The following is a 21,477-nucleotide window of genomic DNA, read 5'->3' as shown; positions in this document are numbered from 1 at the left end:
GTCGGCGGCGCGGAGCCGGAGCGCGCTGGTAGCGGTGGTCCATGCCGCTCACCCCACGCCCCAGGAGCCGCCGCGTCCAGGCCGCGCTGCTCGCCTCCGCCGTCTCCGTCTGCCTGATCGCCGCGAGCGCCCCGTCGCCCGCCGCCCCGCTGGGCGTCGGCGACCGGCTCTTCCCGCACCTCGGCAACCCCGGATACGACGTGCGGTCGTACGATCTCGACTTCACCTACCCCGGCAGCAACCGCGAGCCGCTCACCGCCGTCACCACCATCGACGCCCGGACGACCTCCCGGCTGGAGCGGATCAACCTCGACTTCACCCACGGCAAGGTCGACTCCGTCGAGGTCGACGGGGCGCCCGCCGCCTTCACCGGCGCGGGAGAGGACCTGGTGATCACGCCCGAGGCGCCGCTCGCCGAGGGCAGCCGGACCCGCATCACCGTGCGGCACACCAGCGACCCGGTGTACACGGGCGACGTGGAGGGCGGCTGGGTACGGACCGCCGACGGACTCGCGATGGCCAACCAGGCGGACGCGGCGCACGTCGTGTTCCCCTGCAACGACCACCCGTCCGACAAGGCCATGTTCACCGTCCGCGTCACCGTCCCCGACGGCTACACGGCCGTCTCCAACGGCCTCGCCACCGGCACGGACCGCGCCCCCGGCACCACCACCTGGACCTACCGCACCGAGCACCCCATGGCCACCGAACTGGCCCAGATCTCCATCGGCCGCTCCGCCGTCCTGCACCGCACCGGACCGCACCGCCTGCCGGTACGCGACGTGGTCCCCGCCAAGGACCGCGAGAGGCTCGAACCGTGGCTCGCGAAGACCCCCGCCCAGATCGAGTGGATGGAGGACAAGGTCGGCCGCTACCCCTTCGAGACGTACGGGGTGCTGATCGCGGAGGCGCAGACCGGGTTCGAGCTGGAGACCCAGACGCTCTCGCTCTTCGAGAGGGCGCTGTTCGTCCGGCCCGAGTACCCCAAGTGGTACGTCGAGTCGATCATGGTCCATGAGCTGGCCCACCAGTGGTTCGGCAACAGCGTCAGCCCCCGCACCTGGTCCGACCTGTGGCTCAACGAGGGCCACGCCACCTGGTACGAGGCCCTGTACGCCGAGGAGATTGCCGGCCGGACGGTGGAGGCGCGCATGAAGGCCGCGTACGGCGCGTCCGACCGCTGGCGCGCCGCCGGAGGCCCGCCGGCGGCGCCCAAGAAGCCCAAGGACGGCCAGAAGATCGGCATCTTCCGGGCCAACGTCTACGACGGCGCCGCGCTCTTCCTCTACGCCCTGCGCCAGGAGATCGGCGCCCCCGCCTTCGCCCTGCTGCAGCGGGCCTGGGTCACCGTCCACCGGGACGGCGTCGCGTCCACCGCCGACTTCCGGGAACTCGCCTCCAAGATCGCCGGACGGGACCTGGGAGACTTCTTCCACGCCTGGCTGTACGAGGTGAGAACACCCCCCATGCCCGGGCACCCCGACTGGAAGTCGGCACCGGTGGAGGCCGCCGCCCGGCGGTGAGCGGGACCGACCGGGATCCGCGCGGGTGTGACCCCCGCGCGGACGGGAAATAACCCGGGTGACGAGACGGGGCGTACCGTGCGACCATCTTCGGGTCGACGACGGCACGCCCCGGGAATCCCCGGGACACCCCGGACGTTGTCACCGGTGACGGGTCGGGATCCGTGAAGATCCGTCGCCCTTCGGTATCCCTAGCGACATCCCCATCGACGTAAGGACCCAATGACCTCCTCTTCTTCCCCTTCCCAGGCCGCACAGCGCGCCTTCGCGCAGAACAACCCCGAAGGTCTTCGGGCCGATGCCCTGATGGAAGAGGACGTCGCCTGGAGCTTCGAGATCGACGGAGAGCGGGACGGCGACCAGTTCGACCGCTCCGACCGCGCGGCCCTGCGCCGTGTGGCGGGCCTCTCCACCGAACTCGAGGACGTCACCGAGGTCGAGTACCGACAGCTCCGCCTGGAGCGCGTCGTACTCGTCGGTGTCTGGACCACGGGAACCTCGCGGGACGCGGAGAACTCCCTGGCCGAGCTGGCCGCCCTCGCGGAGACCGCGGGCGCGCTCGTGCTCGACGGAGTGATCCAGCGCCGCGACAAGCCGGACGCGGCCACCTACATCGGCTCCGGCAAGGCCAACGAGCTGCGGGACATCGTCCTCGACTCGGGCGCCGACACGGTCATCTGCGACGGTGAGCTGAGCCCGGGGCAGCTCATCCACCTCGAAGACGTCGTCAAGGTCAAGGTCATCGACCGTACGGCCCTGATCCTCGACATCTTCGCCCAGCACGCCAAGTCCCGAGAGGGCAAGGCGCAGGTCGCGCTCGCGCAGATGCAGTACATGCTGCCGAGGCTGCGAGGCTGGGGTCAGTCGCTGTCCCGTCAGATGGGCGGCGGCAAGGGCGGCGGCCTCGCCACCCGTGGTCCCGGTGAGACCAAGATCGAGACGGACCGGCGCCGGATCCGCGAGAAGATGGCGAAGATGCGCCGGGAGATCGCGGAGATGAAGACCGGCCGCGAGATCAAGCGCCAGGAGCGCCGCAGGAACAAGGTGCCCTCGGTCGCCATCGCCGGCTACACCAACGCGGGCAAGTCCTCCCTGCTCAACCGGCTCACGGGCGCGGGCGTCCTGGTCGAGAACGCCCTGTTCGCGACCCTCGACCCGACCGTGCGCCGGGCCGAGACCCCGAGCGGGCGGCTGTACACGCTGGCGGACACCGTCGGCTTCGTACGCCACCTGCCGCACCACCTGGTCGAGGCGTTCCGCTCCACGATGGAGGAGGTCGGCGACTCCGACCTGATCCTGCACGTGGTCGACGGTTCGCACCCCGACCCGGAGGAGCAGCTGGCCGCCGTGCGCGAGGTCATCCGTGACGTGGGCGCGACGAACGTCCCCGAGATCGTGGTGATCAACAAGGCGGACGCGGCCGACCCGCTGACGCTCCAGCGGCTGCTGCGGATCGAGAAGCGCTCCATCGCGGTCTCGGCCCGCTCCGGCCAGGGCATCGAGGAACTGCTCGCGCTCATCGACGACGAACTGCCGCGCCCCTCGGTCGAGATCGAGGCGCTCGTGCCGTACACCCACGGCAAGCTCGTCGCCCGCGCCCACACCGAGGGCGAGGTGATCTCCGAGGAGCACACCCCGGAGGGCACCCTGCTCAAGGCCCGGGTGCACGAGGAACTGGCGTCCGACCTGGCACCGTACGTCCCGTCGGCCACCACGGCCTGACCGTCCGGCAGCGCCCGCCCGTCCAGGCATGCCCGAAGGCCCGCCCCCTCCGCCGAGGGGCGGGCCTTCGGTGTACGCGGGGGCACCGGCCGCTTGGTGCCCCCGCACATCCCCCGCACATCCCCCGTCCGTCCCCCGCGCCACACGGTCTCCTCCTTGACCTCGTGACCGGGGGAGGTCTCCAGCTCGCTCTCGGCCATCGAGCGGGCGCCGTCCGCCGTAGTAGGCGGCGATCAGCTCACCGGGGCCGTAGGCGGGGTGCCCGGCGCGTGCCCGGTTCAGCCGAACGAGGCTGCACGGCGGCACCCGTTGCGCCCGCTTCGAGTCACGCTTCGCCGCGCTGAGGGACCTGGGCCACGTCCTGACCGTCAGCAATGGCACCGTCGCCCTGCAACTCGCCTGCGAGGCCCTGGGACTGGGCCCCGGCGACGAGGTCATCGTCCCCGGACTCACCCGGCCGGGGACGGCGGGCGCGGTCCTGGACACCAACGCAGTCCCCGTCCTCGTGGATGTGGACCTCCGCCCCGGCGCCGAGGAGTACCTGCCCCTGGCGCTCGACCGGCCGGCCCGCCACGCGGGTCGACTGCGCGACTGGGCCGCCGGACCGACCACGACGGCAGCCTGACGGCCCTCCCGGACCGCAATCGCTGCCCCGCACGCGCTCACCGGCCGCCGTACGTGTCACTCATCTCGTCGTACAACGCCCGTGCCCCCTCGCCCAGTCGGGGTCCCGCGAGCCAGGTGTTGTCGGACGGACCGATCGACGTGTTCGACACGAGCCGGGGCTCGCCGCCGACCATCCGGAACCAGCCGCCGCCGGACGAACCCCCGGTCATGGTGCAGCCGATCCGGTACATCGTCGGCAGCGACGGATCCAGGGACAACCGCCCCGGCCTGTCGACGCACCGGAACATGGTCAGACCGTTGTAGGGCGGTGCGGCCGGGTACCCCCAGGCGCCCACCGTCGCGGCCTCGGACGCGGACGGCGCGGAGAAGTCCACATCCAGGGCCGCCCCGACCGTCTCCTCCAAGGACGTGCCGCCCGCCTCGGGCCGCACATGCAGCACCGCGTAGTCGTACGGGGCACCGGCACCGCCCTCCTCGGACCCACCCGCGATCCACTCGTCCGAGGTCGCGGCCCAGTCCGCCCACCACTGTCCGAACGGGGCGATCTCCTCGGCGGCCGCGCCCCCGGCGAGCTCCTCCTCGGACCTGCCGAGGTCGTTGTAGGCCGGGACGAAGACGATGTTCCGGTACCAGCCGCCCCCGCTCCCGGCGTGGACACAGTGGCCGGCGGTCCACACGAGGTTGGACTCGCCGGGATGGTTCACATCCGAGACGACCGTCCCCGAACAGACCATCGCGCCCTCGGGGGAGTCGAAAAAGATCTTCCCGACCGGACCGGCGTTCTCGTGGTACGGCGTCTTCTCCGCCCTGGCCTCGACAGGGGCCGGGACCGGATCGCTGACGCCCTGTTCGGCGGAGGCGTCCGGCGCCGCGACGGTCTTGCCCGGATCCCCGGCCTCGCGCATCCGCTCCGCGTCCCAGAGGTCCTCGATCACGGGATTGAGGAAGTCCTGCGCCTCACCGAGCCACTTGTCCCGGCCCCAGTCCTTCCAGCCCCCGCCCTTCCAGTCGTCGACATCCACACCATGCTCTGCGAGCTTGTCGGCGAGGACGTCGGGGATACCGTCACCGTCCCTGTCGGCGGTGCGGGACGCGGCGGCGCCGGGTTCGGCGTCCGCGCCGCCCTCGCCCGACCCGCAGGCGGTCGCGGCCAGCGCGAGAGCCGCGACGAAACCGGTCACGGCGCGCAGGTGGTACCGCCCAGATGAGAAACGCATGGTTCTCGACCCCCGTCGGAACTATCCGTGTGTCACGCCCACTATGCGGGGGCGCTGGGGGACGGGCGGAGGGCGCGCGACCGAGATTCCCGTGCGCCGCCCCACCTCCGCCCCTCCTTGGGGCGGCACCACCTGGTCAGCCCTGCCTCTTGACGCGGCGATCCAGCGCGCCGAGCACCACTTGGTCGGCCGGGCTCCGTAGCCCAGCCGGACGTCCTATGGCCGGCCCGGCGTCACTGCGAAGCGAACTTGTCGCTCACCGCCTTGTACATGCCCTCGGCCTCCTTGCCCAACCGCGGCCCCGCCAGCCAGCCGGCGCTCACCGGACCGATGGAGGTGTTGGACACCAACGCGGTCTCACCGTCCGAACCGGCCGCCACCCAGCCACCACCGGACGAACCGCCGGTCATCGAGCAGCCGATGCGGTACATCGTCGGGTCGGCCTCGACGAGCGAGAGTCGCCCCGGCTTGTCCGTGCACTGGTACATCGTCTCGCCGTCGTACGGAGCCCCCGCCGGGTAGCCGGTCGCGGTGATGCTCTGCACCTGCGGCACGGCAGGCGCGTCGAAGTCCACCGGCAGCGCCGAACCGACCACCTCCTCCAGCGACTTGCCCCCGCTGCCCTCCTCCGGCGTCACATGGATCACCGCGAAGTCGTACGGCGCCCCGTCACCGCCCGTCTGACCGCCCTGCTCGATCCACTGGTCCGAGGTCTGCGCCCAGTCGCCCCACCAGACGCCGTACGGAGCGACCTCCTCCCTCGTCGCCGTCTTCAGTTCCGAGGCTGCCAAGGCACTGTCGTTGTACGAGGGCACGAAGGCGATGTTCCGGTACCAGCCGCCCGCCTTGCCGGCGTGCACACAGTGACCGGCCGTCCATACGAGGTTGGACTTCCCCGGGTTGGCCGGGTCCTGTACCACGGTCGCCGAGCAGACCATCGTGCCCTCGGGCGCGTCGAAGAAGACCTTGCCCGCCTCAGGCACGTTCGCGTGGTACTGAGCCGCCACCGCCTTCGCGTCGACGGACTCCGGCGTCGGGTCGGTCACGCCCTGGTCACCGGTGAGGTCGCCCTCGTCGACCTCCTTCCCCGGCTCCTCGGCGTCCCGCATCCGGTCCGGGTCCCACAGGTCCTTGATGATCGGGTTGACGTAGTCCTCGGCCTCGCGCAGCCAGTCGTCCTTGTCCCAGTTCTTCCAGGCCCCGCCCCGCCACTTGTCGAGGTCGATTCCGTGTTCCTTCAGCTTGTCCTTGATGTCGTCCGGGATCCGGATCTTCCCGTCGCCCCCGCTGCCGCTGTCCTGCGCGGACGCCGACGCCTCGGCGTTCGCCGTGGTGTCCCCCGAGCCGCACGCGGTGGCCGTCAACGACAGAACCGTGGCGAGGCCGACCACGGCCAGAACGGGGGAGGTTCTGCGGCGCGTGCTCCTCCCACGACGAGCGGTGAAGAGCGGTCGTATGGGTCGCATGGTCTGAACTCCCCCTGGGGCGTTGAGAATCTGTGGTGCCGAGACAGACAGCGCACGACTCCTCCGCGCGTCGGCCGCCTCCTCGTACGGGGCCGACACGTCATTCGCGCGGCTCCGCACCCTTGTTTCTTCGTACCTACTACGTACGTAGTCCTCGTCCGCGCGGCTTGGCGACATCCACCGAGCCGCGTCCTTCGGAACGGCACCACACACTATGCGGTCGGTGTGGGGGACATCCGATGGAACGGCAACGGTTTGGCTACGAGCCCCCCGACCAGGCGATCGACCAGGCGCAGCCGACCAACTGCCCTGACCAAATGCCTTTTCCGCGGAGGTGGTTGAGCGAGTGAATCCAGGCGCGGATCTGGAACTACTGGTTGGGCGGCAAGGACCACTACGAGGTCGACGAGCAGGTCGGCGACCAGATCCTCGGTTTCGTGCCCGAGCTTCCAACGCTCCGCCGTCGCCGACCGCCACCTCCTGGCCCCTCGCCGTGCCGCGGGCACCCTGGACTTCCGGCAGCCGATCGCGATCACCATGCTGGGTGTCCTGAACCTCGTCATGGACGCCGACGAAGCGGCCGCTGTTGTAAGACGGTTGGCGGATGCAGTACCGCCCGACAGCCACCACGTGATCTCCGATCCCACCACCGAGGTCCACGGCGAAGCGATGACACAGGCCGGGGAGTACTGGAACGGACAGGGTTCGGCGCCGATGACACTGCGCAGCCATGCCGACCTCGTACGCCTCTTCCATGGCATCGAACTCCTTCCCCCGGTCATCGTCTCCTGTTCCCGCCGGCGCCCCGGAGCCGACGACGAGGACATCCACGTCACCCACTTCGGCGGCGTCGGACTGAAGCGGTAACCCACCACCGGAACCCGGTCGCACCGCTCCGGCCGTCCGGGCCCGACCGCAGGGACACGGGCCGGTGGCCCGGTCGGCGGGACCCAGGCGGATCGGACCGGGCCGGCCAAGCCTCCGCCGCGGCACATATTTTCGTCCGACCCGCTTCCCCGTACCTGTCTCGTCGTTGGTACGTGCGGGGGACCCGCCGGTGTTCGGTGACCCCTGCCGACTCGCCTCTGATGAACCGTGGGAGGAAGTGCAGCAGTGGCGGTGACCGAGTCCGCGGTGGCGCCGGTGGGACGTGAGCCCGAGCGAGCTAGTCCGAGACCCGCGGGCGAACCGGGCCGCCCACGACGGGAGCACGACGGGGCACGTGCCGTGCGGTCGGGGCACGGAGGGATTCCGTGGCCGCAGGCCGCGCGAGACTCGGCGGCACGCACCTACGCGCGCTCCCTGCCCGTCGTTCCCGTACGCGCGCGCGGGCTGACCGTCGAGGACGCCGACGGCCGCCGCTACCTCGACTGTCTGTCCGGCGCCGGCACCCTCGCCCTCGGCCACAACCACCCGGTCGTCCTCGAAGCCATCCGCAAGGCGGTCGTCTCGGGTGCTCCGCTGCACGTCCTCGACCTGCCCACCCCCGCCAAGGACGCCTTCACCACCGAACTTCTCCGCACCCTGCCCCCAGAGCTCGCGGACCGCGCCCGCGTCCGGTTCTGCGGCCCCTCCGGCACCGACGCGGTCGAGGCCGCCTGCAGACTGGTCCGGGCCGCCACCGGGCGCTCCGGCCTGCTCACGTTCACCGGCGCCCACGCCGACCTGAACACCGGGGCCCTCGAAGCCCCCGCGGCCGCCCGCCATATCCGGGCGGCACGCCTGCCCTACCCGCAGGACTACCGCTGCCCGTTCGGTATCGGCGGCGCACGCGGCGCCGAACTCGCCGCCCGCTGGACCGAGTCCGTCCTCGACGACGCCGAGCCCGGAGCACCGTTGCCCGCCGGCATGCTCCTCGAACCCGTCCAGAGCGAGGGAGGAGTCCTCCCCGCCCCGGACGGCTGGCTGCGCCGCATGCGGGAGATCACCGCCGCACACTCGATCCCGCTGATCGCCGACGAGGTCCGGACGGGCGTGGGCCGCACCGGCCGCTTCTGGGCCGTCGAGCACAGCGGCGTCGTCCCCGACGTCATGGTCCTCTCCCAGGCCATCGGCGGCAGCCTCCCGCTGGCCGTCGTGGTCCACCGCGACGACCTCGACGTCTGGCGGCCCGGCACCCACGCGACCCCCTTCCGCGGCAACCAGCTCGCCATGGCCGCGGGCGCCGCCACCCTCGCCCACGTCCGCGAGAACGGCCTCGCCGAACGCGCCGCCACCCTGGGCACCCGCATCCTCGCCCAACTCCGCCCCCTCACCGAGCGGTTCGCCTGCGTCGGTGACGTACGAGGAAGAGGGCTGATGATCGGCATCGAAATGGTCACCCCGGACGCGAACCCTGGATCCGACGAGACCGGTCCGCGCCCACCCGCCCCTTCCCTCGCCACCGCGGTACAGCGCGAGTGCCTCCGCCGTGGGCTGATCGTCGATCTCGGCGGCCGCCACGCCGGCGTCGTACGCCTCCTGCCGCCCCTCACGATCACCGACGATCAGACGAACGCCGTGCTCGACCGCCTGACGGACGCGATCGCCTCGGTGGCGGCCACCGCAGCGACACGACTCCCGTCGCACCCGGCCCCCGCGCGAGCCGGAGCCCCCGCCCGCACGCCGGGCTGCTGAACACCACCCCCACAACCGCCCACCCCGCCACACCCCGACCAGCCACCCACCCATGGCACCGCCCCACCACTGCCCCGCACGCCTGCTCCCTTTCAAGACCAGCCCCACCTCCGCTCGCCAGTACGAACCCGCGACTGCCCTCCCGCACGAGCAACCCCAGGAACCGCCGTGAACCCGCCGCCCGCCCCCGGGGCCCGCACCCACCACCACTCCCCGGAAACCCACGTCCCTCAGCCCTCCGGCCTTTTGAGCGCTGAACCACCGCTGCCAGGCCGTCCCGAACCATCGCCCGGCCAGACCGAGCCGGGACAGCGGCGACCCGCGCGGGTCGAGCCGGGAGAGCCCGGGCCCACCCAGGCCGAACCGAGGCAGCACGAGCCCAGCCAGGTCGAGCCGAGGCAGCACAGGCCCAGCCAAGCCGAGCGGGGAGAGTTCGGTCCCAGCCAAGTCGAGCGGGACAGCTACCTGACGGAACCGGGGTTGAACCTGCTGGACCCAACGCGGCGCCAAGCCGCCCCCCACCCCGGCGTGCCCGCGCAGGCGCCGTGCCCCGCCCAGCCAGTCCGATGCGGACCCGCGCTTCCCGGCCACCCGACGGGGCCGAGCCACGAGCACTGCTGGCCGGCCCCACGCCAGGACACCGACGGCAGCTGGGCCCCTAGGCCCTCGCCCAACCCCAACCCCGACCTCGGGACCGACGCCGACCTCCTGAACCACCCCGACCCGCACACCGCCGCACAGGCGGCAGCGGTCGAGAACCTCTTGCGCTGCTGGGTACGCGAACACGACCTCACCCCTCTCCAAGACCACGGCGGCATCCTCCACATCCCTCTCCCCGCCACCGGCACGACCCTCCTCGCCCCGGTGCGCTACTGGTCTCCCACCGGCTGGCACCGCTTCGGCCGACCCCACCTCGCCGGCGCCCCCGACACCGCACCCTCCGTCGACGCGGTCACGCTCGCGGCCCTGCTGACCCGCGAGGCGACCGCACGAGGCACGCAGGGCACAACCACCCGGCCCCGACCCCAACCCACGGCTGCGCCCACCCAGCACATCCAGCCCACCCCGCCCGTCGAGCGCGACCAACTGGACCTGGTGGGGCGGGTCGCCGACTCCGTCCGTCAGGTCGCCCTGTTCATCACCGAGCGCCGAGCTCGACCCTCCGACGCCCCCGACCGGTTCCTGGCCGCCGAGCAGGCCCTCCTCCTCGGCCATCCCCTCCACCCCACCCCGAAGAGCCGGGAAGGGCTCTCCGAGGCCGAAGCGCGCCCGTACTCACCTGAACTGCGTGGCTCCTTCCCCCTGCACTGGATGGCGATCGCGCCCTCCGTCCTGTCGACCGACTCGGCGTGGACCGAGCGCGGCCGTGTCGTCCCCGCCGGCCGTCTGACCGCTCGGCTGGCCGGGCCGGACCTGCCACTCCCCAACGGCTTCACCGCCCTGCCCCTGCACCCCTGGCAGCTCCGCGAGGTCCGCCACCGCCCGGCCGTCGCCGCGCTGCTCGACGCCGGCCTGCTGCGCGACCTGGGCCCGCACGGCGCTCCCTGGCACCCCACCTCCTCCGTCCGCACCGTTCACCGCACCGGCGCCCCCGCGATGCTGAAACTCTCGCTGGGGCTGCGCATCACCAACTCCCGCCGTGAGAACCTCCGCAAGGAACTCCATCGCGGTGTCGAGGTGCACCGCTTGCTGCGCACCGGCCTGGCCGAGCGGTGGCACGAGGCCCATCCCGGGTTCGACATCGTCCGCGACCCGGCCTGGCTGGCGGTCACCGCACCGGACGGCGACCCCCTGGTGGGCCTGGACGTGGTCATCCGACACAACCCGTTCGGCCCGGCGGACGACGCGTCCTGCGTCGCCGGCCTCGTGTCACCCCGGCCGTACCCCTTCGGGGAGCGCCATCCCGACGAGCGCCTCCTCATGCGGTCGCGGCTCGAGCAGGTCGTCACCCGCCTCGCCGAGCGGACCGGCCGTCCCCGGGGAGCCGTGGCCGTCGAGTGGTTCCTGCGCTACCTGGAACACGTCGTGCGGCCCGTGCTGTGGCTCGACAGTGAGGCCGGGATCGCCCTCGAAGCGCACCAGCAGAACACGCTCGTCCTACTGGACCCCGACGGCTGGCCCATCGGCGGAAGGTTCCGCGACAACCAGGGCTACTACTTCCGTGAGTCCCGCCGCGCGGACCTCCGGTCCCGACTGCCCGGCATCGGCGAGCGCAGCGACACGTTCGTCTCCGACGAGGTCACCGACGAACGGTTCGCCTACTACCTCGGCATCAACAACGTGCTCGGTCTCATCGGCGCTTTCGGCTCCCAGCGCCTGGCCGACGAGCGGCTTCTTCTCGCCGCCTTCCGCCGCTTCCTCACGGATGTGGCCACCGGCCCCGCCCGGCTGAACACCACCTTGCCCGCCCGACTGCTCGACTCACCCGTCCTGCGCTGCAAGGCCAACCTGCTGACCCGCCTCCACGGCCTCGACGAACTCGTCGGTCCCGTCGACACCCAGTCCGTCTACGTCACCCTCACCAACCCCCTCCATCCGTGACCGGCCACTCATCCCCCTACTGCGGTCCAGCCCGCTCGTCCGTGCAGTCCGACTCCCTTCAGTTCCGAGGAACATGACCCACCCGATCTCCTGAGAGGAGCGTCGCCGTGCCTCCCACCGACGCGAGCACCCATGCGACCACCGACACCGGCACCGCCTCGGCCCCCGGCAACGAGGACACCCTCGAACTGCGCCTGACCGACGACTTCCTCGCGCTCCTGTCCGACGACACCGGCTCCGAGGACTCCGATCCGTACGACGGGGGTACCGACGCGGGGCAGGGGGGACGCCCGGCCAACGGAGAGTTGCTCGACCACCTCGCGGACTGGGGGCCGGTCGCCACCCCTGCAGGCACCCTGCACCTCGTCCCCGTGCGCCTCGGGCGGGACGTTCCGCTGATCTCCCGCTGGATGAACGACTCGGCCGTGGACTCCTACTGGAAGCTCGGCGGAACCGAGGACGTCACCGCGCACCACCTACGTGCCCAGCTCGACGGAGACGGCCGCAGCATGCCCTGTCTCGGACTGCTGAACGGAACCCCGGTGAGCTATTGGGAGATCTACCGGGCGGATCTCGACCCCCTTGCCCGCCATTACCCGGCCCGTCCCCACGACACCGGGATCCATCTGCTCATCGGACCCGTGGCCCAGCGGGGGCGCGGTCTCGGCTCCACCTTGCTCCGCGCCGTCGCCGATCTCATCCTCGACAGAAGACCTTCCTGTGCCCGCGTCGTCGCGGAACCCGACCTGCGCAACTTTCCCTCCGTCTCCGCTTTCCTCAGCGCGGGCTTCCGGTACTCCACCGAGGTCGACCTGCCCGACAAGCGGGCCGCCCTCATGTGCAGGGACCGGCTGCTGCGCGATCTGATGTAGATCCGATGTGGATCTGCTGTGACGCCGTCATTTCTGGTACACCGCTCGCGCCGATCCGGTTCCCGGTCCAATCGCCCCGCCCCGACTCGACCCGACTCGATGTCCGGGCTCCTAGACCATCCCGTCCCGTCGAAGAGAAGACGACTTGATCCCGCCTCCCAGGCCCCACGCGTCCGCCGCGATCACCCGTTTGTCAGTGGTGCCCCGTAGGGTGGTCGCGCTATGACGAAGCCCTCACTCCACGAACTCCTGCACGCAGCCGTCACCGCTGTCGGCGGCACGGAGCGCCCCGGCCAGGTGACCATGGCCGAAGCCGTCGCGGAGGCGATCGACGACGGCTCCCATCTGCTGGTCCAGGCAGGCACCGGCACCGGCAAGTCCCTCGGGTACCTGGTGCCCGCGCTCGCCCAGGGAGAGCGCGTCGTCGTCGCGACGGCGACCCTCGCGCTCCAGCGGCAGCTCGTGGAGCGGGACCTGCCGAGAACGGTCGACGCGCTGCACCCCCTCCTGCGCCGCCGCCCGGAGTTCGCGATGCTCAAGGGCCGGTCGAACTATCTGTGTCTGCACCGGCTGAACGAAGGCGTGCCGCAGGACGAGGAGGAGGGCCTCTTCGACCAGTTCGAGGCGGCCGCCCCCAGCAGCAAGCTGGGCCAGGACCTGCTGAGGCTGCGGGACTGGTCGCAGGAGACCGAGACCGGCGACCGGGACGACCTCACCCCAGGAGTGTCCGACCGCGCCTGGGCGCAGATCTCCGTGTCGTCCAGGGAATGCCTGGGCGCCACGAAATGCGCGTACGGCGCCGAATGCTTCGCCGAGATGGCCCGGGAGCGGGCCAAGCTCTCCGAGGTCGTCGTCACCAACCACGCGCTGCTCGCGATCGACGCCATCGAGGGCGCTCCGGTTCTCCCGCCGCACGAGGTGTTGATCGTGGACGAGGCGCACGAACTCGTCTCCCGGGTGACCGGCGTGGCGACCGGCGAGCTCACCCCGGGCCAGGTCAACCGTGCCGTGAAGCGGGCGGCGAAGCTCGTGAACGAGAAGGTCGCGGACCAGCTCCAGACCGCCGCCGAGGGGTTCGAGCGGATCATGGAGTTGGCTCTGCCGGGCCGCCTGGAAGAGATCCCCGAGGATCTGGCGTACGTCCTGATGGCGCTGCGCGATGCCGCTCGCGCGGTGATCTCGGCGATCGGCAGCACCCGCGACAAGTCCGTCCAGGACGAGGACGCCGTCCGCAAGCAGGCTCTGGCGGCCGTGGAGAGCGTGCACGACGTGGCGGAGCGGATCAGCAACGGTTCGGAGTGGGACGTCGTCTGGTACGAACGCCATGACCGTTTCGGCGCGTCTCTGCGCGTCGCGCCGATGTCCGTGTCGGGTCTGCTCCGGGAGAAGCTCTTCGCGGACCGCTCCGTCACCCTGACCTCGGCCACGCTCAAGCTGGGCGGCGATTTCAACGGCGTCGGGGCCTCGCTGGGACTGGCTCCCGAGGGCACCCAGGGCGACGACCTTCCACAGTGGAAGGGGGTGGATGTCGGATCGCCGTTCGACTACCCGAGGCAGGGCATCCTCTATGTCGCCAAGCACCTTTCACGTCCCGCGAGGGACGGCGACCGGGGGGACATGCTGGACGAGCTCACAGAGTTGATCCAGGCGGCCGGCGGCCGGACGCTCGGGCTGTTCTCGTCGATGCGGGCCGCCCAACTGGCGGCGGAGGAACTGCGCGTCCGCATCCCCGAGTACCCGATCCTGCTCCAGGGGGAGGAGACGCTCGGGGAGCTGATCAAGGGCTTCGCGGCCGACCCGAAGACCTGTCTCTTCGGCACCCTCTCGCTCTGGCAGGGCGTGGACGTGCCGGGTCCCAGCTGCCAGCTGGTCGTGATGGACAAGATCCCGTTCCCCCGGCCCGACGACCCGCTGATGAGCGCTCGCCAGAAGGCCGTCGAGGAGGCGGGCGGCAACGGCTTCATGGCGGTCGCCGCCACGCACGCGGCTCTGCTGATGGCGCAGGGCGCCGGCCGTCTCGTACGGGCGCAGGGGGACCGTGGTGTGGTCGCGGTACTGGACCAACGGCTCGCGACCGCGCGGTACGGCAGCTATCTGAAGGCCTCACTGCCCGACTTCTGGTACACGACGGACCGCAACCAGGTCCGCAGGTCGCTCGCCGCGATCGACAGCGCCGCGAAGGACGGGGAAGCGGCGGAGCAGCGGGAGGAAGCGGTGAAGGCGGAGGCGTGACGAACGGCCGGTGGCCTGTCCCCATGACGAGGGAACAGGCCACCGGCCGTCGCGCGTGGGCTCAGCCCTCGGGCCGTGGAGTCCGGGCGGGCCCTGGACAGCCCAGGGCCCCGGAACCGGCGCAGTGGATTCCGGGGCCCGGATCAGGGGCGGGGACGGGCACGGGCAACCGTCCGCCGCTGGGTGTCAGACGCGGCGCAGAACGGCCACCACCTTGCCGAGGATGGTCGCGTCGTCACCCGGGATGGGCTCGTAGGCGGCGTTGTGCGGGAGCAGCCAGACATGGCCGTCCTCGCGCTTGAAGCGCTTGACGGTGGCCTCACCGTCCAGCATGGCGGCCACGATGTCCCCGTTCTCCGCGACGGGCTGGCGGCGGACCGTCACCCAGTCGCCGTCGCAGATCGCCGCCTCGATCATGGAGTCGCCGACGACCTTCAGGACGAAGAGCTCGCCGTCACCCACCAGCTGGCGGGGGAGGGGGAACACGTCCTCGACGGACTCCTCGGCGAGGATCGGGCCACCGGCGGCGATCCGGCCGACGAGCGGCACGTACGAGGCGGCCGGCTTGCCCGCCGTGTCCGTCGGCTGCGCCGAGGCCTGGTCGGAACCCCGGACCTCGTACGCACGCGGACGGTGCGGGTCGCGGCGCAGGAAGCCCTTGCGCTCCAGGGCCATCAGCTGGTGCGCCACGGAGGACGTGCTGGACAGGCCGACCGCCTGGCCGATCTCCCGCATCGACGGCGGGTATCCGCGCCGCTGCACCGAGTCCCTGATCACCTCGATGACCCGGCGCTGCCGGTCGGTGAGCCCGGAGCTGTCTGCCCTGATGCCTGGAGGTCGGCCGGGCAGGGCACGCTTGGGCCCTTCATGGTTCGTGGCTTCGTTCATCGCATGCACCGGCTCGAGTCGGCTCTGGGAGCGGTCCTGGGCAGTGATGGTGGCACTGTCAGCGGTGGTGGTCACGTCGGCCCCTCTCGATGGTCTCCCGTGCAGCACAACGGTAGTTGCTTTCGAAAGGTTGCGCCAAACACACGTTCGAGTGAAAAACCGTGGATTACCTGACGTGACCATGTGTCCGGGTGTAGAGCGGGCGGCTCCGACGGACAAAAGCGTTGATTGCTGTACTCTTCACCGCCGGGGCGAGGGGGCCTTGTGGGCCGCTGTCGCCGCGTGGCCCAGTCTGCCATCCGGTCCTCCGTCGACCGGGTACCGACCCCTTTCTCGTGGTGCCCCCGCCGTGCCCCCGTCCGCTCCGCGACGGCGCGAACGCGCTCCGCGACGGACTGCTCGTCCGGCACATGCCCATACGTGCGCGACACGCGCGCCGTGGGGGGATTTACGTGCCAAGCCCTACATCTAGTGCTTGGATTGCCGTAGCGGCCCAGAAGTTGTGGTCCCCCGGGTCCTCGGGCTCATGGTCATCCCCTATGCTTGGGGCTGCTTCCGCGGGGCCCGAGTGCCCCGTGGGGCCTATTGAGTCGTGCTGTGAGGAGGGTTGGAGTTATGCACTGTCCCTTCTGCAGGCACCCCGACAGCCGCGTCGTCGACAGTCGTACGACGGACGACGGCACGTCGATCCGCAGGCGCCGCCAGTGTCCCGACTGCTCCCGTCGTTTCACGACGGTGGAGACGTGCTCGCTGATGGTGGTCAAGAGGTCCGGCGTGACCGAGCCCTTCAGTCGTACCAAGGTCATCAATGGCGTCCGCAAGGCATGCCAGGGCAGGCCTGTCACCGAGGACGCGCTCGCCCAGCTCGGCCAGCGGGTCGAGGAGGCGGTGCGTGCGACCGGAAGCGCCGAGCTGACCACCCATGACGTGGGGCTGGCCATACTCGGCCCGTTGCAGGAACTCGACCTTGTCGCCTACCTGCGGTTCGCGAGCGTCTACCGGGCGTTCGACTCGCTGGAGGACTTCGAGGCCGCGATCGCGGAACTCAGGGAGCAGGAGAAGCGTCCCGACGCGCACGACGAGGACGTCGAGAGCGCGGCCGGGGGGCGCGTGGAGAGCGACCGCGGGTCCGGAGGGACTGTTCAGGTCCCAGTGCCCGCCAACGCCGCCGACTGACGGCGGGCCGCACCGCCGGACCAGTGGGTGGTCCGGACGACCGGCGGCGATCCAGACCTGTCGCGAACGGCTGTGTCAGCCGGGTCGTGACACAAGACAGAACACCGTGTCACGGGAACATCGTGGCACTTCAGGGCGTTTTCGCCCGTACAGGGAGGCGGCATGACAGAGACGGCGAGCGGTCCGGCACGGAGTTCCCGCGCCAAGGGCACCAAGGCGAGCAAGGGCCTGCGTATCGAGCGCATCCACACCACCCCCGGCGTGCACCCGTACGACGAGGTGGTCTGGGAGCGGCGTGACGTCGTCATGACCAACTGGCGCGACGGCTCGGTCAACTTCGAGCAGCGCGGCGTGGAGTTCCCCGACTTCTGGTCGGTGAACGCGGTCAACATCGTCACCAGCAAGTACTTCCGGGGTGCCGTGGGCACCCCGCAGCGTGAGACCGGCCTGAAGCAGCTGATCGACCGCATCGTGAAGACGTACACGAAGGCCGGCGAGGAGAACAAGTACTTCGCCTCGCCCGCCGATGCCGAGATCTTCGAGCACGAACTGGCGTACGCCCTCCTGCACCAGATCTTCAGCTTCAACAGCCCCGTGTGGTTCAACGTGGGCACGCCGCAGCCCCAGCAGGTCTCCGCCTGTTTCATCCTGGCCGTCGACGACTCCATGGAGTCGATCCTCGACTGGTACAAGGAAGAGGGCATGATCTTCAAGGGCGGCTCCGGCGCCGGCCTGAACCTCTCCCGCATCCGTTCCTCCAAGGAACTGCTCTCCTCCGGCGGCAACGCCTCCGGTCCGGTCTCCTTCATGCGCGGTGCCGACGCCTCCGCAGGAACGATCAAGTCGGGCGGTGCCACCCGTCGCGCCGCCAAGATGGTCGTCCTGGACGTGGACCACCCGGACGTCGAGGACTTCATCGCCACCAAGGTGAAGGAGGAGGAGAAGATCCGCGCCCTGCGCGACGCGGGCTTCGACATGGACCTGGGCGGCGACGACATCACGTCCGTCCAGTACCAGAACGCCAACAACTCGGTCCGCGTGAACGACGAGTTCATGACGGCCGTGGAGAACGGCACCGAGTTCGGTCTCCGCGCCCGTATGACCGGCGAGGTCATCGAGAAGGTCGACGCCAAGGCGCTGTTCCGCAAGCTCGCCGAGGCCGCGTGGGCCTGCGCCGACCCGGGCATCCAGTACGACGGTGTGATCAACAACTGGCACACCTGCCCCGAGTCCGGTCGTATCACCGCCTCCAACCCGTGCAGCGAGTACATGCACCTGGACAACACGTCCTGCAACCTCGCCTCGCTGAACCTGATGAAGTTCCTCAAGGACGACGGCCTCGGCCACCAGTCCTTCGAGGTCGAGCGCTTCGCCAAGGTCGTCGAACTGGTCATCACGGCGATGGACATCTCCATCTGCTTCGCCGACTTCCCGACCCAGAAGATCGGCGAGAACACCCGCGCCTTCCGCCAGCTCGGCATCGGCTACGCCAACCTCGGCGCCCTGCTGATGGCGACCGGTCACGCGTACGACTCCGACGGTGGTCGTGCCCTCGCCGGCGCCATCACCTCGCTGATGACCGGCACTGCGTACAAGCGCTCCGCCGAACTGGCCGCGATCGTCGGCCCGTACGACGGCTACGCCCGCAACGCGGACGCCCACAACCGCGTGATGAAGCAGCACTCCGACGCCAACGGCACGGCCGTCCGCATGGACGACCTGGACACCCCGGTGTGGGCCGCCGCCACCGAGGCATGGCAGGACGTGCTCCGCCTCGGCGAGAAGAACGGCTTCCGCAACTCGCAGGCGTCCGTGCTCGCGCCGACCGGCACCATCGGCCTCGCCATGTCCTGCGACACCACCGGTGTCGAGCCGGACCTCGCGCTGGTCAAGTTCAAGAAGCTGGTCGGCGGCGGCTCGATGCAGATCGTCAACGGCACGGTCCCGCAGGCCCTGCGCCGCCTGGGCTACCAGGAGGAGCAGATCGAGGCGATCGTCGCCCACATCGCCGACCACGGCAATGTGATCGACGCCCCGAGCCTCAAGCAGGAGCACTACGAGGTCTTCGACTGCGCCATGGGCGAGCGTGCCATCTCCCCGATGGGTCACGTCCGCATGATGGCCGCGATCCAGCCGTGGATCTCCGGCGCCATCTCCAAGACGGTCAACATGCCGGAGACGGCGACCGTCGAGGAGGTCGAGGAGATCTACTTCGAGGCCTGGAAGCTGGGCGTCAAGGCGCTCGCGATCTACCGCGACAACTGCAAGGTAGGCCAGCCGCTCTCCGCGAAGACCAAGGACTCGGAGAAGGCCGAGATCACGGCGAAGGCCGAGGACACGATCCGTACCGCGGTCGAGAAGGTCGTCGAGTACCGCCCGGTCCGTAAGCGCCTCCCGAAGGGCCGTCCCGGCATCACGACCTCCTTCACGGTCGGCGGCGCCGAGGGCTACATGACCGCCAACTCCTACCCTGACGACGGTCTCGGCGAGGTCTTCCTGAAGATGTCGAAGCAGGGGTCGACCCTCGCGGGCATGATGGACGCCTTCTCCATCGCGGTCTCCGTCGGCCTCCAGTACGGCGTTCCGCTGGAGACGTACGTCTCGAAATTCACCAATATGCGCTTCGAGCCGGCCGGCATGACGGACGACCCGGACGTGCGGATGGCGCAGTCGATCGTCGACTACATCTTCCGCCGCCTGGCGCTCGATTTCCTGCCCTTCGAGACGCGGTCCGCGCTCGGCATCCACTCCGCCGAGGAGCGCCAGCGCCACCTGGAGACCGGCTCGTACGAGCCCACCGAGGAGGACGTCGACGTCGAGGGTCTGGCGCAGTCGGCCCCGCGGCAGACGGACCTGAAGGCCGTCGCCACCCCGAAGGCCGGAGCCGAGGTGGCCGTGCCCGCCCCGAAGCAGGCCCACACCAGTGCCGAACTGGTGGAGATGCAGCTGGGCATCCATGCGGACGCCCCGCTGTGCTTCTCCTGCGGTACGAAGATGCAGCGGGCCGGCTCCTGCTACATCTGCGAGGGCTGCGGTTCGACGAGCGGCTGTAGCTGAACGTGAGCGCCTTCCGGGCGTGAAGTGACTGCCGGAAGGGGGGAGTCGGCGACAGGCCGGCTCCCCCCTTCCGCTGTCGTGGCGATCAAGCTGACATGTCGCCCCCGGTGCCCGAGTGGGGGTGAGGGTCAGGCCGCGCGCGGGCCGCCCATGACGCGGGCGAAGGTCGCCGGGTCCTCGTCGAAGCCGGTGATGCCCGGGTGGAAGGTCCATTCGCCGGTGGTGTCACGGACGAACTCGGCGACGGTCGCGGCCGTCGAGCCGAGGACGCCGCCGAAGTCGTCCTCCGCCAGGACGGTGTAGTCCTCACGGATGCGCAGGGCGGGCTTGGTGACGTCGGCGAAGGTCCTCCGGCCCGATCCCTGCTGTATGGCGACACCGATCACGACCCGGCCGTACCGGCTGTCGAGGCGGTTCAGTTCGACCGTCAGGACCTCGTCCCAGCCGAAGCCCTGGCCGGTCTTGCTGTCACGGTTGAGGGTGATGGTGCCGTCGGGTGAGCGGCTGTCGAAGTGCACGACGTAAGCGGGGCTGCCGGTCGGATCGGTCGCCGGGTAAGGGGCCGCGACGATGTCGAGATCCGTCGGCGGCTGTCCGGCAGGACTCGGGTCCCACTTGAGCGACACCTCTACCTTGCGGATGCCCTTGTTGAGGCCGTTCAACAGAACTCCCTCCCCCTCATCTGTGCGTGCGGGCCGAACTGCCTGGCGGTCCAGGCCAGTTGTCCATCCTCGCATGCGCGCCGGGGCGCTCGCCCGGGTGCAACCGGCCGGAGAGTGACCGCCGCCACGTTCCGTGGCCTTACCATGGCGCGGTGCTGGTCAAGTGGATTCGCTGCACCGTGGTGGACCGCCGCGGTTTCGAACGGGGGCAGCGAAAGTGGGCGGGGCTACTGGGGGAGCCGGGATTCCGTGGACAGGGCGGGGGTTGGAGCCGGGGGCGGGCCGGTGTGGCGCACATCTTCTCCTTCTGGGAGAGCCGTGCCTTCTACGACTCCTTCATGGCGCGCTCCCACGACCGGCTCGCCGCGTCGCAGTCGGGCACCTTCAAGGACATGCAGGCGAAGCTCTTCGACCACCGGTTCGACGTGAAGACCGGATTCGAGCCGCGCTTCACGGACGCCGATCTGGTGCGGGTGGCGCACTGCCGTGTCCACGAGGAGCGGGCCGAGCACTTCGCGCTGATGCAGGAGAAGGTCTGGAACCCCGCGATGGCCGGTTCCCCGGGCATGGTGCGCGGCCTCTTCGGTGAGGCACCCGGTCACGAGTTCGTGATCCTCTCCATGTGGCAGTCGGCGGCCGAGCACGGCAAGTACCGCGTCGAACGTATCGAACGCCTCGCCCTGCGGGCGCAGATCGAGGCCGATGTCGCCGCCATGACCGGCGACATCGTGGAGCTGGAGCCGAGCTGGACGGTTTGAGATTCCAACTCCCGTGAGTTTGATCTTCGAACTATGAAGGTCGGCGGGCGCGACCGGTGTGACCTACGCCGTATGGCACCCGGACGAGTGCTCGATCCGCCCTCGTCCCCTTTAGGGTTT

General features: G+C 70.4%; 13 protein-coding genes and 2 pseudogenes. 11 read left to right on the top strand and 4 right to left on the bottom strand.

Annotated elements, in window-relative coordinates; translation table 11 throughout:
• The first annotated feature begins 41 nt into the window (after positions 1 to 41).
• The 3 genes and pseudogenes from ACZ9QC_RS10405 to ACZ9QC_RS10395 form a co-directional block, all read left to right on the top strand.
• Positions 42 to 1,523 carry a M1 family metallopeptidase gene (locus tag ACZ9QC_RS10405; protein ID WP_472919910.1) on the top strand — a complete coding sequence of 494 codons (1,482 nt, stop codon included), beginning with the start codon at positions 42 to 44 and terminating at the stop codon, positions 1,521 to 1,523.
• Between the two features lie 222 nt (positions 1,524 to 1,745).
• Entirely contained in the window at positions 1,746 to 3,245 is a 1,500-nt protein-coding gene (hflX, locus tag ACZ9QC_RS10400; RefSeq protein ID WP_184900107.1) for a GTPase HflX, read from the top strand.
• A 292-nt stretch (positions 3,246 to 3,537) separates the two neighbouring features.
• Positions 3,538 to 3,702 (top strand): annotated as a pseudogene (locus ACZ9QC_RS10395) (DegT/DnrJ/EryC1/StrS family aminotransferase); the annotation flags it as partial.
• 205 nt (positions 3,703 to 3,907) lie between these two features.
• Here the strand turns inward: ACZ9QC_RS10395 and ACZ9QC_RS10390 are convergent.
• Positions 3,908 to 5,089: a trypsin-like serine peptidase gene (locus ACZ9QC_RS10390; protein ID WP_472919909.1), complete on the bottom strand. Its 1,182-nt coding sequence runs from the start codon at positions 5,087 to 5,089 to the stop codon at positions 3,908 to 3,910.
• A gap of 233 nt (positions 5,090 to 5,322) precedes the next feature.
• Entirely contained in the window at positions 5,323 to 6,555 is a 1,233-nt protein-coding gene (locus tag ACZ9QC_RS10385; RefSeq protein WP_472919908.1) for a trypsin-like serine peptidase, read from the bottom strand.
• A 350-nt stretch (positions 6,556 to 6,905) separates the two neighbouring features.
• Between ACZ9QC_RS10385 and ACZ9QC_RS10380 the strand changes: the two are divergent.
• From ACZ9QC_RS10380 to ACZ9QC_RS10360, 5 genes and pseudogenes are all read left to right on the top strand, one after another.
• Positions 6,906 to 7,422: pseudogene (locus ACZ9QC_RS10380) on the top strand (SAM-dependent methyltransferase).
• A 246-nt stretch (positions 7,423 to 7,668) separates the two neighbouring features.
• Entirely contained in the window at positions 7,669 to 9,171 is a 1,503-nt protein-coding gene (locus tag ACZ9QC_RS10375; protein WP_472919907.1) for a diaminobutyrate--2-oxoglutarate transaminase family protein, read from the top strand.
• Positions 9,172 to 9,651: 480 nt separating this feature from the next.
• The gene (locus ACZ9QC_RS10370) at positions 9,652 to 11,712 is read left to right on the top strand and encodes an IucA/IucC family protein (RefSeq protein ID WP_472919906.1); all 2,061 of its coding nucleotides are present in this window, start codon (positions 9,652 to 9,654) and stop codon (positions 11,710 to 11,712) included.
• A gap of 107 nt (positions 11,713 to 11,819) precedes the next feature.
• The gene (locus tag ACZ9QC_RS10365) at positions 11,820 to 12,584 is read left to right on the top strand and encodes a GNAT family N-acetyltransferase (RefSeq protein ID WP_472919905.1); all 765 of its coding nucleotides are present in this window, start codon (positions 11,820 to 11,822) and stop codon (positions 12,582 to 12,584) included.
• 222 nt (positions 12,585 to 12,806) lie between these two features.
• A complete protein-coding gene (locus ACZ9QC_RS10360; protein WP_472919904.1) occupies positions 12,807 to 14,816 on the top strand; it encodes an ATP-dependent DNA helicase in 2,010 nt (669 codons plus the stop codon).
• Positions 14,817 to 15,002: 186 nt separating this feature from the next.
• On the opposite strand, the gene lexA is transcribed toward ACZ9QC_RS10360, so the two are convergent.
• Entirely contained in the window at positions 15,003 to 15,779 is a 777-nt protein-coding gene (gene lexA / locus ACZ9QC_RS10355; RefSeq protein WP_045561107.1) for a transcriptional repressor LexA, read from the bottom strand.
• 540 nt (positions 15,780 to 16,319) lie between these two features.
• On the opposite strand from lexA, the gene nrdR reads away from it, so the two are divergent.
• Positions 16,320 to 16,880: a transcriptional regulator NrdR gene (nrdR, locus tag ACZ9QC_RS10350; protein ID WP_472919903.1), complete on the top strand. Its 561-nt coding sequence runs from the start codon at positions 16,320 to 16,322 to the stop codon at positions 16,878 to 16,880.
• 162 nt (positions 16,881 to 17,042) lie between these two features.
• Entirely contained in the window at positions 17,043 to 19,937 is a 2,895-nt protein-coding gene (locus ACZ9QC_RS10345) for a vitamin B12-dependent ribonucleotide reductase (protein ID WP_472919902.1), read from the top strand.
• 128 nt (positions 19,938 to 20,065) lie between these two features.
• Here the strand turns inward: ACZ9QC_RS10345 and ACZ9QC_RS10340 are convergent, their stop codons facing one another.
• A complete protein-coding gene (locus ACZ9QC_RS10340) occupies positions 20,066 to 20,599 on the bottom strand; it encodes a TerD family protein (RefSeq protein ID WP_472919901.1) in 534 nt (177 codons plus the stop codon).
• A gap of 152 nt (positions 20,600 to 20,751) precedes the next feature.
• Between ACZ9QC_RS10340 and ACZ9QC_RS10335 the strand changes: the two genes are divergently transcribed.
• Positions 20,752 to 21,357 carry a YdbC family protein gene (locus tag ACZ9QC_RS10335; protein ID WP_472919900.1) on the top strand — a complete coding sequence of 202 codons (606 nt, stop codon included), beginning with the start codon at positions 20,752 to 20,754 and terminating at the stop codon, positions 21,355 to 21,357.
• Positions 21,358 to 21,477 lie beyond the last annotated feature (120 nt).

This window comes from Streptomyces sp. HUAS MS02 (assembly GCF_055702265.1).
Note: the sequence above shows the minus strand (reverse complement) of the source record. Positions and strands in the feature narration are given on the sequence as shown.

Bases quoted from the DNA above. Each gene is read 5' to 3' on its own strand.
- ACZ9QC_RS10360 (WP_472919904.1), top strand. From the start codon at position 12,807: ATGACGAAGCCCTCACTCCACGAACTCCTGCACGCAGCCGTCACCGCT.
- ACZ9QC_RS10385 (WP_472919908.1), bottom strand. From the start codon at position 6,555: ATGCGACCCATACGACCGCTCTTCACCGCTCGTCGTGGGAGGAGCACG.
- ACZ9QC_RS10405 (WP_472919910.1), top strand. From the start codon at position 42: ATGCCGCTCACCCCACGCCCCAGGAGCCGCCGCGTCCAGGCCGCGCTG.
- nrdR (WP_472919903.1), top strand. From the start codon at position 16,320: ATGCACTGTCCCTTCTGCAGGCACCCCGACAGCCGCGTCGTCGACAGT.
- ACZ9QC_RS10390 (WP_472919909.1), bottom strand. From the start codon at position 5,089: ATGCGTTTCTCATCTGGGCGGTACCACCTGCGCGCCGTGACCGGTTTC.
- hflX (WP_184900107.1), top strand. From the start codon at position 1,746: ATGACCTCCTCTTCTTCCCCTTCCCAGGCCGCACAGCGCGCCTTCGCG.
- ACZ9QC_RS10345 (WP_472919902.1), top strand. From the start codon at position 17,043: ATGACAGAGACGGCGAGCGGTCCGGCACGGAGTTCCCGCGCCAAGGGC.